5 protein-coding genes are annotated in these 13,225 nt (G+C 44.4%); all 5 read right to left on the reverse strand.

Annotation, left to right across the window (positions count from 1 at the left end):
* Window positions 1-12: 12 nt before the first annotated feature.
* The 5 genes from DW800_RS01480 to DW800_RS01500 all read right to left on the reverse strand — a co-directional run bounded on the left by DW800_RS01480 (window position 13) and on the right by DW800_RS01500 (window position 12,946).
* Window positions 13-1,593, reverse strand: coding sequence for a sulfatase (locus DW800_RS01480; protein ID WP_005833911.1), 1,581 nt, complete (start codon window positions 1,591-1,593; stop codon window positions 13-15).
* A gap of 94 nt (window positions 1,594-1,687) precedes the next feature.
* Window positions 1,688-3,508, reverse strand: a complete 1,821-nt coding sequence (locus tag DW800_RS01485; RefSeq protein WP_005833912.1) for a RagB/SusD family nutrient uptake outer membrane protein — start codon at window positions 3,506-3,508, stop codon at window positions 1,688-1,690.
* Window positions 3,509-3,519: 11 nt separating this feature from the next.
* Window positions 3,520-6,849: a SusC/RagA family TonB-linked outer membrane protein gene (locus DW800_RS01490; protein WP_119957715.1), complete on the reverse strand. Its 3,330-nt coding sequence runs from the start codon at window positions 6,847-6,849 to the stop codon at window positions 3,520-3,522.
* Window positions 6,850-7,069: 220 nt separating this feature from the next.
* Entirely contained in the window at window positions 7,070-11,023 is a 3,954-nt protein-coding gene (locus tag DW800_RS01495; RefSeq protein ID WP_117703748.1) for a hybrid sensor histidine kinase/response regulator transcription factor, read from the reverse strand.
* Between the two features lie 105 nt (window positions 11,024-11,128).
* Window positions 11,129-12,946 (reverse strand): glycoside hydrolase family 2 protein, encoded by a 1,818-nt coding sequence (locus DW800_RS01500; RefSeq protein WP_005826156.1) that lies wholly within the window; start codon window positions 12,944-12,946, stop codon window positions 11,129-11,131.
* Window positions 12,947-13,225 lie beyond the last annotated feature (279 nt).

Consider the following 13,225-nt stretch of genomic DNA (forward strand, 5'->3'; position numbering starts at 1 on the left):
AAAGTATCCTATTTAGAAACTGCTTTGATTTTCTAAATTATTATCTTGTATTAAATGATAATTATAAAGATTTCGTTTAAAATGATAACGATGTCTTGGTAATGGCAACGGGTCCTGCAAACGCAATTCCCAAGCCAACAATTTTGTCAGCAACTCGCTCTGCTTATCTATCAACTTGGGATTTCCAAATAAATTATTAATTTCATACGGATCTTTCTTCAAATTGTACAGTTCCCCTTTTCCATAACTATTCATAATCAGTTTCCAGTCACCCATACGTACCATTCGAGAGGTTCCACTTTGAGTCCATGTATTCAGTTCGTCAAAATGAGCCACCTTATTGGGTCCCAGCGCACCTTCCTGCTCAAAAGTCAAGCTATCGTCCAAAGGAACATCTTCTCCGCCAAAACCTAACTGTACAACAACGCTTGAAAACTCTTCTTTCGGATATTCTTTACCCGTCAACATAGGCCACAAACTCCGTCCCTGAACACCTACCGGTATTGAATCACCTATCGCAGTACAAAAAGTAGGGAAAAGATCGGCCAACGAAACATGCGCATCTATAGCTTTAGGCTGCTTCTTTATCTGATAGCCTGCCCAAACCATCGGTATTCTGGTTAGAGACTCAGACAAGCCTACTCCCTTACGAATTAGTCCGTATTCACCACAATAATCTCCATGATCGGACAGAACAACGATGATAGTTTTCTCGAATAGTCCCTTTTCCTTCAGATCCTCAACCAAGCGTTTGATCTGATCATCAATGAGACGAATCATCCCCATATAATTTCCACGTAACCGAGGCAGGTCTCTTTCAAGATTAGGACAAGAAGCGTCTTCCAGTTCCGCCAGAATCTGATACTTTTCTCCCTTCTTCAATACATCCTTCCGTGAAGTCTTCACAGCTGGAATCTTATCCGGTGCAAACATTGAATAATAAGGTTCACAAACCTGATACGGATTATGCGGTTCAGGGAATGAAATCCATACAAAGAACGGATTGTCCTTCTGGCTATCTATCCATTCTATAGCCTCATCCACAATTCTCGTAGGTTGCTGATCTTTCAAAGGTATAGGCGAAGGTTCCAGATACTGCCCGACTGCCTCTTTAAAGAATTTGGAAATAGCACGCTCTCCTTCCGTCACCGGCTTATTCTTCCCCCAGTGAGAATATTCAGACCAAAAATCCATATCCTTTGAGTTCAGATAAGCATGATTCTTACCTACTAAAGCAGTTTTATAATGATTCTCCTTCAGAACGGTTACCAAGTCTTTCGCATAATTAATGTCACGCACATTGTGATTGGTACGTACATGAGTTGCAGTTGGAAAACGGCCGGTAAACATGGAACAACGTGCAGGAGTACTGGCCGGCATAACCGTATACGCTTTATCGAACCAAGCGTTCTGATGTGCCAATTCATCGACAAATGGAGTAATATCCATAGGAAAACCTTCACGTCCACACAAATCGGCACGTTGCTGGTCCGTCATTATCACTACGATATTAGGTTTATCTGTCTGCGCAAACAAAGACAAACCTATTCCCTGGAGAACGATTCCTGAGAAAAGATGTTTTATAAACTTCATAACTATCTGATTTTAATTAATAACCATATAAAAAACGACACATACTCCATAACCCCTATAAAGAGATTATGAAGTATGCAGAGACTCAATCACATCAATCCCAACCCGGATTCTGCACCATATTAGGATTCATTTGCATTTCTCTCGCCGGTATCGGAAGACTCCAGTAATGATCTCCTCCCCAGGCATAATTATTAGTTCTGGTTCCCCATATCTGAGTCATACCATTCATCTTGCCTTCTTTGTCCTTATAGAACTTCAGATCTTTCCAGGTTCTCCAGCGAATCTCATCGAAATAAATCACGTCTTCACCTATTAATTCCCAATGGCGTTCGTTCATGATACGCTGGTGCATATCTGTTTTTCCTGTAACCTGAGTAAATTCGTTGGTTCCCAGTAATTGGGCACCTGCCCTTTCGCGCACCTCATTCACTTTGCTTATGGCTCCGGGAAGATCATTCAACTCATTCAATGCCTCCGCCCAATTCAACAGAACATCCGCATAACGGATAAACGGCAAATCCAATTCAGAATATATATTCGGCAACTCTAATCCTTCACCCACAAACTTACGATTTAAGTAATAGAACTTCAAACTTGTATCTGTTTTCAAATCCCCATATGTGGTATAAGAACGGAAAGGATAACGCATCACATACTCTTTAGGAGTTCCTTCAACCCCACCAAGAAAAGAGGCATAAGGGGTTATAACGGACATTGCCATTCTCGGATCACGGTTTTCATAGGCTTTTTTAATCCTCTCCTCGTTACCGGAAGCATCATATTTGGACATATCAGCCCCCGCAGCTACTGCGTTCTTTCTTTCAGTCTCCGTGATATTATTCCGCAGGAAATACACCATACGCTTATCAATGCCCATATCATTATATCCGGGGATAATGTCATCCCAATTGAACTTACTACCGTCTCTATTTTCGTAAGACTCGGCAAACTGCGGGTTTATAATATAATTATTCCATCCCAATCCATTGCCTGAAGGGTCAGGCGGCAAGCATCTGTTACCGAAACCTCTGTTCTTCTTTTGCGTATAATCTGGATGATCCAGACATTGCAAAGAGAATATCATTTCATCGCAACGCTCATTTTCCACCTTAAACAGTTTCTTGTATGACTCCTCACCCGCACCTTTATAAAGCGTGTATCCACAATCCTTTACTGCCTGAAAATCATCAGCCGCCTTTTTCCATTCTTTCATCCACAGATATACCTTGCCTCTTAAAGCATAGGCTGCACCTTTTGTAATATGCCCGTAATTGGCATCATCCGAACTGTATTTATCCGGCAAATCCGGATTATTGATACAGGAAGTCAGATCATCCACTATATATCCCCAGACTTCATCCTGAGTGGAACGTGCCAGTTTTGCCTCATCAATATCCTTAATCGGATTTTTATAGTAAGGAACTCCATTATACAAGATATTCAGCCTGTAATACCACCAGCAACGCAGAAACATACATTCTGAAATATAGCGGCTTCTTTTAGTCTCATCAAATCCCTCGACCGTAGGCAGATTGCCAATCACATCATTTGCCTTGATAATTCCCTTATAGAATCTTTGCCAGGGAGCAGAACTCCCCTTAACAGAGCTCGGAGAATTTGTCGCAAATAAGAAATTGAAAGTAGGAGCTATACCTATACCGTAATCCATAGTACTGGACCATATATCAAACCATCCATTGGCAACATCGCTATAATCCACATACAGTTGATTATACACACCCGCTATCGTCTGTTCCGCCAAGGTAGGAGTCGACCATACATTCCCTTCCGCCGGCTTTCCATTGGGTGACAAATCCATATCTACGCAACCTGCGGTTGACATTCCCACAAGGACCACTGCGGCCATCGTTTTCATCAGATTTCTTCCTTTGTTTATATTTATCTTGTTCATACCATTTAATTTTAGAAAGTAACATTTACACCAAAAGCATATTGTCTCATAGGAGCATAGCCCACTCCACTCATCATTTCAGGATCAATACCTTTGAACTTAGTAATCGTCAACAGATTCTCTCCCGAAACATAAACACGCACATTTTGCATACACACCTTCTGTACCCAATCTTTGGGGAGCGTGTAGCCGACTGTCAGATTCTTCAGTTTCAGATAATTGCCATTATGTAGAATATGCTGGCCGGAAACACTTACCTGAGCTGCTTTATCCATGGTGAGACGGGGATTTGCCGAAGTAAGATTTGTCCGCGGGTCATTCGGATTCTCAGGATCGTAAAAGTAATGGTCATAAGCTACATCTTTACCTATTCCATACCCAAACCAGGTTATACTACTATTCTCACCAGACTGATACCAGTTGATTTTGAATCCGGCAGCACCAGCCCAATTCATAGAGAAGTCAATGCCTTTCCATGACAGGTTTGTCTGGAAGCCGAAGTAATACTTCGGTGTTTTAGAATAACCCTGGAAATCCTTGTCATCGTCGTCACCATAAATGCCATCTCCATCCAAGTCTGCATAAATGATATCACCATACCAGATATTACTCTTGCCGATTCCCTGTTTCGGATAGAACTTATATCCGGCATTCGTCATGGCCTGCAACCATTTCATATCATCTTCCGTACGGATCATTCCGTCAGAAGGCCCTCCTTTCGGATTTACCGTACCGTCGGCATTAAAATAGTTTCTATTGCCTTTATATACGTTCAGCACATAAAATTCATTGATCATGTGCCCTTCCAAAACACGCTGCAAGTCTCCTGTTGAAACCTCACCCAAATTGGTATAATAAGTGGAACTACCATCCGCATTCTGCTGCCATCCGCGGACAAGTTCTCCTTTGTATTTGGTTACTTCATTCTTGTTGTAAGAGAAGTTTCCGGATATGCCGTACGAGACAGAACCGATCCGATCATTCCAACCTAAGGTTATTTCAAGTCCCTTATTAGTAACCTCTGCAATATTCTGTCGGGGAGAACTGAACCCAGACAAAGTAGGTGACAAAGTGGGATTATACAAGATACCGTCCGTCAACTTATTATAAACCTCCACTGTTCCACTCAAACGGTTTTTCAGCATAGAGAAGTCGATACCCAGGTTGGTAACCGTAGTTGTCTCCCATTCCAAGTTATAGTTGGAAAAACTTCCCATGCCCAGTCCAGGAACCTCCTTGTTGCCAAAAGCATAATGGGGAGCCGTAGCATAAACAGCCTGCCATTCATAGTTACCGATTGAGTTATTTCCGAGTCGTCCCCAGGAAACACGTAGTTTCAGGTTGTCGAGCCAATTCAGCTTCTTCATGAATTTCTCTTCCGACAAACGCCACCCTGCCGAAAAGGATGGGAATATACCCCAGCGGTTCTCCGGAGAAAAACGGGAGGAACCGTCATAACGGACATTCGCCTCAAATAAGTAACGGGAATCATACGTATAAGTAACACGACCAAAGATAGAACGGGATGAAAACTCTGTAGTGCTTCCATCAATATAATCAGGCTCCGTCAATGCGTCAAAGTCTGTAAGGCTGGTATCAAGCATTCCTTTCTTACTAATGTCGGTAGTACGTGCCCATTTGCGGAATTCCTCATAGCCCACTAAGGCTGCCACATCGTGTTTACCTTTGAAAATCTGTCCCCAGTTTAAGGTGGTAGTATTTTTCCAGCTCTGATTTCCATCAATATAATATTTCACAGGGTACTCCGCAAGCAATTCGGAAGTAGGAGGAACATTCATAGTTTCTCCACGTTGGAATGAAAATCTTTCCTGATAATCGGAATAATGCCACAGATTCTCTTGCCGATAATGATTGTAGTAGAAGTTAGAAGTCAAATGGAAGTTCTTAAGGAAATCAATCTTAATATAAGGATTCACAAAGAATTTCGTTGTTTTATAAGAGCCTCCCGCACTATTCAGATAATAAACCGGATTGTTGACTACCGGATCTTCTTCGAGGGCTTCGGGAGCTCCATATTTCCCATCGTAATACGGATAGGTTCCCGGTGTACTTTTCTGCATTTGCAAACCATTCAAATCATCAACATTATTTCTTTCCTGATCTACATGATAACCCCATGCATTCAGCCCCACAGCCAAGAAACTGGCAACCTGTGATTCCAGATTACTGCGCATATAATATTTCTTCATTCCTGAATTCACCACCAAACCGGGGTTATCCACATACGTAGCATTCAGGCTATACCGGGTTCTCTTTTCCGCACCGGTAAGCGTAATAGAATGTTCCTGCATCAATTTCGGATTATACACCTCATCATACCAGTCCGTATTCGGATAGGCCACATAATTCGGATAGCCCGATTCGGATATTCCATTCGGATTACTGGCCGCTGCACGCCACGTATCAATGGTAGTTTGGCTAAACACCTGTGCCTGCCCTGCATTGTCCGAAGCCTCATTGATAAATTCCATGTAGTCGGCATAGTTTGAAACCATACGGATCAGATTAGCCGGTGTATTATAGGAGAATTTTCCTGAATAGGTCACGTTGATTTTCCCGTCCGTACCTTTCTTGGTAGTCAATAGAATAACACCATTAGCACCACGGTTACCATAAATAGCACACGAAGCGGCATCTTTCAGGATGGAGATAGAAGCGATATCATTAGGATTGACATTATTCAGCGACATTTCCATTCCATCAACCAGCACCAATGGTGCAGAATCATTTAAAGTACCTGTACCGCGAATACGCAGAGTAGATGATTCCGAGTTGGGCTTACTGGATGTCTGCATCACATTCAATCCGGCCACCATACCCGATAAAGTAGAAGCAAGCGTAGTTACGGGACGCGACAAGGTCTTATCATCAAAATTAACCGTAGCAACAGAGCCCGTCAGATTCACTTTTTTCTGAGAGCCATAGCCCACCACTACCACTTCATCCAACAATTCGTTATCGGACATCATCCGTATATCCAAGACACTCTGATTGCCAACCACTATCGACTGGCTTTTATAGCCGATATACGATATCTCCAAGACATCTCCTGTAGCCACAGACAATGAAAACTTCCCATCAACATCGGTCACCGTACCCATAGAGGCTCCTTTAACCAGAATGCTGACACCAATAAGAGCCTCTCCGGTATCTCCGTCGATTATACGTCCTGTAATGTTCCGTTCATTTTTTGTTTGATCCACCGAAAGGATAGATACGTGCACCGTTTCATTTGCCAAAGAAGACGATCCCACCGCGTTCGCAGAAAGACTCCCCATATATATAAGCGAACACACGAGGAATTTTGTATTTACCTGCATAAGATTTAAAGTTTTAATTAAACACTGTTTTTTCTTCATAAATCCAATTCCATTCGACAAATTCTCGAGACATTACCAAATGAAATTTTTCACTTCAAAAATAATCCATAAATACAACTATAAATGCAACAAAACAATCATTTCATAAAACAATTGGAGCGGATATATACATCAAAGCATTGTTGATACAAAAATTCTAATACTTGATTATATAGTTTCATCATTTCACGAAGTCTTTGGGCAAAATACCAAATTGTTTTTGGAAGCACTTGGTAAAATAGGAAGGAGTATTGAAGCCGGTCATGTAGCAAACCTCATTGATTTTGCACTCTCCTTCCTTTAAAAGCTGCGCCGCTTTCTTCAACCGCTCCAGGCGGATGTAGTCATTCGGGGTCATATCCAATATGCCCTTTATCTTCCGGTTCAGGCTCGAACGGCTCATGTTCAGCAGGCTTGCCATATCATCCAGACAGAAATCCGGATTCTGCATATTGGCAACTACCACTTCCTTCAATGTCTTAAGGAAAGATTCATCTGCCTTTGTCATTGCCATACTGCCCGTCTGCACAAAAGGAGAATTGACGAAAGAAGCCCGTAGCTTCTCACGGTTGTTCAGCAGATTGGCTACACACACTTTCAGATATTCCACAGAGAAAGGCTTTTCTATATATACGTCAGCCCCCAGCTTCATTCCCTCTATCTTGGCTTGAAGGGTCGTCTTCGCCGTAAGCAGGATAATCGGTATATGGCTATAGTCAAGCTCGGACTTCAGATGCTCGCACAGCTCCAATCCATTCATCTCGGGCATCATAATGTCTGAAATGACAAGATTTACAGTATGTTCCTTCAACACCTTCAAAGCTTCCACCCCATTCACGGCAGTCAGCACACGATATTCCGAAGAGAGCTGTTTCACAACAAATGCCTGCATTTCCAGACTGTCTTCCACCACCAAAAGAGTATACCGGTGCTGTTCCAAGGCAGTACCTGCACCACTTTCCTCAGAGGATTCCCCGCCCGTTACCGGTTCTTTATGCTCCATAGCCACCGTCTGCTCGTGCTTCAGCGGAAGTGACAGCAGGAAACAGTTGTTCTCCATCGAATCTTCCATGCACAACGTACCCTCATGGAGTTCGGCCAATGAACGGGCAAGTGCAAGCCCGATACCGGTGCCGGGTACAGAGCGCAAGGTACCGGTTTTATACTGGATGAACGGCTTGAAAATCTCCTCGCGCATCTCTACCGGAATGACAAGGCCGTCATTGCATACAGAAAGCAGCAGTCTTTCACCTTCCGAATATAGCCTGATGCGTATATAGGTCTCCGAATACTTTATCGCATTGGTCAGCAGATTGCTGATAATCTTGGTAAGCCCTTCCCTATCAACCGAAGCATACAAGCTTTCGGGAGTCTCTATACTCAATGCCAGCCCCCTTTCACGTGCCAAAGGCTTGAAACGCTTATACGTCTTTTGTAAGAGCTCAGACACGTCACATTCCACAAAATTCAATTGGAAGCCTTGTGTCTCCGTCTTCCGGAAGTCCAGCAACTGGTTCACCAAATCAAGCAGTCGGTTGGTGTTCAGTTCCATGGTCTCCAAATCATCCCTGATGTCATCCGAAACAGAACGGGAAGCCAATACATTCTCGAGCGGACTCTTTATCAGTGTAAGCGGTGTACGTATCTCATGCGCCACATTCGTGAAGAAGTCTATCTTCGCAGTATACAACTCCCGTTCCTTTTCCCGCTCAAACTTGTCCATAGCCTGCTGATGCTTCTGCCGGGTCCGTTTTCTGAAATAGATAATTACAGCAGCCAGTGAACATAACGCCAATACCGTATAAACAGCATACGCCCAAGTGGAGAGATAGAAAGGAGGATGAATATGGATGTCGAGCACACGTTCCGTCGCGTTCCACTTGCCATCGCTGTTGGAACCTTTTATACGCAATGTATAGCTTCCATAAGGAAGGTTTGAATAGTTGATGATGGAATTCCGCCCTACCGTATACCAGTCGCGGTCAAAGCCTTCCAGCTTACATTCAAGACCATTCATTTCGGGTGCCTGGTAACTCAGGGCTGCAACCTGAAAAGAGAAAGAATTCTGGTCGGCATCCAGCTCTATCTCATCCGCATAGGTGATGCTCTTCTCCAAAGGAGAATCCGGACTATCCACCGAAAGCCGTTTGTTGAACAGATAAAAATCTGTAATCACTACGGGAGGGAGAAAAGTGTTCTCCACAAAAGTTTCCGGGTCAAAGGCTATGAATCCGTTGATACTTCCCAAATAGATGCGTCCCTTCTTGTCAATGTAACCGGACTGGAAATTAAATTGGTTGCTCAGCAGCCCGTTTGCCGTGGTATAGACATGTTTGCTCTCCGTATCGGGATTGAAGCAGACCAGACCATAATTGGAAGTAATCCATAAGTTACCCCGCTTATCCTCGACCATCTTGTAGATGGTATTGCTCGGAAATCCTTTCGACATGTCATAACGGGTAAAATTGTCCGTTTCCGGATTGTAGCGGCAAAAGCCCTCACCCAGCGTCATGAACCACAGACGCTTCCTGCTGTCTTCGTAGATACTGATTACCTTATTGTAGGGAAGAGAGGTCGAATCATTCTCATTAGACAGATAATTCCTCCACTGCTGGCTTCTTACATTGTAGCAGAACACTCCATTGGAGAAAGTAGCAAACCACAGATTTCCGTTGAAGTCCTCCAGAATGTTATAAGTAAACATATTCTTCAGCTGAGGAATCCGGGTAAAGTCATCTGTGGAGCGATTGTACTTCAACAGACCGGACGTGGTGCCTATCCACACGTCTCCCGTAGTGGTCCTGCAAATGGTAAAGGCGTCATTGGCGACCATGGAATTCTCACTCTCACCCTTGGCATAATGTTTCACCTGCCTGGTCCGAAGATTCACCCGATTCAGACCACCGGAAAACGTACCTACCCACAAATCATCCCCATCCAGACAAAGGCCATGAACATTCTGATAAATGGCCGAATGCTCAAAAGGCTCTATCTTTCCGTTTTCCGGATTGTAATTGAACAAGCCTTTGTCTTCGGTACCTATCCACAAGGTGCCATCATTACTTTCACAGATTTCCCGTACACGACGGCCGAAATGCCTGAGATTGTCTCTCGGATAGAACTTCTCGAAGTAAGTCCACTGATAAGGACAATAGTTCACTCCACCGAAATAAGACCCTATCCACATGCCGTTCTCCTTGTCGCAGCAGAGCGAATAAATGGCATTGTCCGACAATGCATACGAATCATCCTGGTCGGGAACGGTCAAATGGGTAATCTTGTCATTCGTCAGATTGTAAATATACAAGCCGGACTCTGCGCCCACCCACAGCTCGTTGTCAGATTTGAACTGCAAAGCCCTCACATAGGTGTTCAGCAGCTTCCGCGTCTTGCCGGTAGTCTGGTTTATCTCTGTCAACCCGTTCAGCGAAGCGATATACACACAATTATGGGGTCCGCTGACCTGCCAGTTGATAATATCATTCTTGAAAATCTCATTTCCTTCCGCGTCCTTGAAAGGCTGCAGAGGAGTTTCAAAGTCAGCTTTCGTATAGTAAAGATTATCCGCATACAAGGCCAGCCAACACGTATTCCCATTCAGCCAAAAGCGGGTTACATTGGGCAGTCCCGAATCGTGCAGATGGTTCAGCAGCCTCCCTTCATCCGGTTTATAGCAGAACAACCCCTGGTTTTCTACCGATATCCAGATATTATCGTCCTCGTCACTTCCAATCATGGTGACGAAATCCCTGATGATACTGCCGTTATCACTGGCCTCATCGAAAGCGGTAAAGGAATCCAGTACCGGGTCGTAAATAAAGACTCCCCCATCGGTACCAATCCAGATATTGCCCCGGCGGTCCTCGTAGAGCGCGGTTATGAAATTCTTGCCTAAACCGGAGTTCTCTTTCTTGTAAATACGGAAAGACAATCCGTCATACCGGTTCAGACCGTCCTTGGTTCCGAACCACATAAAGCCTTTCCTATCCTGCAAAATCTGATACACGGTGTTCTGCGAAAGACCGTTCCGGATATCCATCGTTCTGAAATAGTAATGAACAGCATCCTGCGCACAGACCGGCAACGCCGCTCCCATGCACAGGCCAAGTAAAAGCTTTATAATCAACTGTCTCATAACAACACTTTTAATGTACAATTTACCATTTACAAAGTACAATTTAACTATGCAGATGACAGCGCAGCCAAATTGTACTTTGTAAATGGTAAATTGTAAATGCCCCTATTTCTTAAGTGAATTGCAGATACGTGTATTTATCTCTTTCACGCGTTTCTCATCCAGCTTTATCACCTTGCGGTCGTAAGTCATCAGACCGTTCACTTCCACCTCCACATCCGTGGTCTGTGTATAGACGGCTGCCGAGAAACCTCTTTTTATCATCTGATACAGCATATCGGCATATTTCACGTACTCATCAGTCACTTCTTTGGAAGAGTTGAACTGAACATATCCCCAGTTGCGGTTCGGTTCCCAGATATGGTCTTTCAAGACAAGGCCGATGCCGCCATACTCACCCAAAACCGTGGCACGCTGTGCATCATACAGATACATCTCCGGTTGGGGATAGTTGTGGAGGTCGAGCATGTCACCGCAAGTATAATGGTTACCGCCACTTGCCGGATTCACCAGACGGGTCGGGTCATACTGTTTCGTCCATTCGGCTATCTCTACCGTCTTGAACTGCCCCCAGGCTTCGTTGAACGGTACCCATGTACCGATACACGGATAAGAGTAGAGACAATCCATTATTTCCTTCCATTCCTTGTGATAATAGGCTTCGGATTCGGCGGAGCGTTTCAGTTCTGTTCCGTCGAAATAGCGGCGGTTCTGCCATTCCGGATTACGGTCACCGCTCGGCATATCCTGCCATACGATGATACCCAAACGGTCACAATGTGTGTACCAACGTGCCGGTTCCACCTTGATATGCTTGCGAATCATATTGAAACCGAAATCTTTCGTCTTCTGTACATCATACAGCAAAGCCTCGTCTGTGGGAGCTGTATACAGTCCGTCGGGCCACCAACCCTGGTCCAGCGGTCCAAACTGGAACAAAGCCTCGTTATTTAGTTCCAGGCGTACGATGCCATCCGCGTCACGACGGGTGGAGTACTTACGCATGGCAGCATAGCTGTCCACCTTATCCACTACCTTGCCTCCGCTTTTCAGAGTCACTTTCAGCGTATAGAGGAAGGGGGAATCCGGACTCCACAACTTGGCATTCCGGGGCATGGACACCTCCACCGGCTCTGCATTGATACTTTTGCCGGTGGCTACCAGTTGATTGCCGTCATACACATTCACTTCCACAAAGTCGGAAGGACATGCACTATTCAATTCAGCCTTCACTGTCAACAGATTACGGTCAATATCGGGAGTGATACGGAGGTTCTTGATATGTTTTCCGGCAACCGGCTCCATCCATACCGTCTGCCAGATACCGCTTACGGGAGTGTACCAGATACCTTCCGGATTGCTGACCTGCTTTCCACGGGGTTGAGGTCCTTTATCCGTTGGGTCCCAAACTTTTACGACCAACTGATTATTGCCTTTGCCAGAAAGGGCGGCAGTAATATCGAAAGAGAACGGAGTAAATCCCCCCGTATGGCTGCCTACTTTCACATCATTCACCCATACATCCGTTTTCCAGTCGACAGCGCCAAAGTGCAACAGCACTTGTTTTCCCTTCCAGGCAGAAGGAATTTCAAAACTGCGCTGGTAGACCAGTTCCTGGTTTTCATTGATTCTTTTTCCAACTCCGGACAAGGAGGATTCGATGGCAAAAGGAACAAGTATCTGCCCTTCGAACTCTGCCGGAAGATGCTCACCTTTATTTATAACGGCATAATTCCACAGTCCGTTCAAGTTCTTCCAGTCACTCCGTTCCATGATGGGACGAGGATATTCGGGCAACACATTCGCGGGATTGATCTGGGATGCCCAGTCCGTTTTGATTTTATCACCTGCCGGCTTCCATTGCGCCGAGCTTCCGATTGCAAACAACGTCAAGAATGACGATATGAGGAAAAATCTTCTCATAGTATTATAACTTTTTATTGGTTTCTACGAAAGCAAAGATAAGCCGATTCAGAAAAAAAGAATAGAAATTTCGAACCAATAAATAGTATTTTTGTGGAATATCAAGGTATTACCATCTCATTTTATCAAAGAAATTCATCAAAGGCACCTTTTTCCGCTTTTCTTGCCACGCCTATGACAAGGTTTTGCCTTCCCATTGGCAAGACTTTGCCACCGCGTTGGCAAAACTTTGCCATAGGCGTGGCAAAAGTTTGCCAAGGCAGTGACAACTTGTTGGCA

Source organism: Bacteroides sp. AM32-11AC (assembly GCF_003603515.1).
Lineage (GTDB): Bacteria > Bacteroidota > Bacteroidia > Bacteroidales > Bacteroidaceae > Bacteroides > Bacteroides uniformis.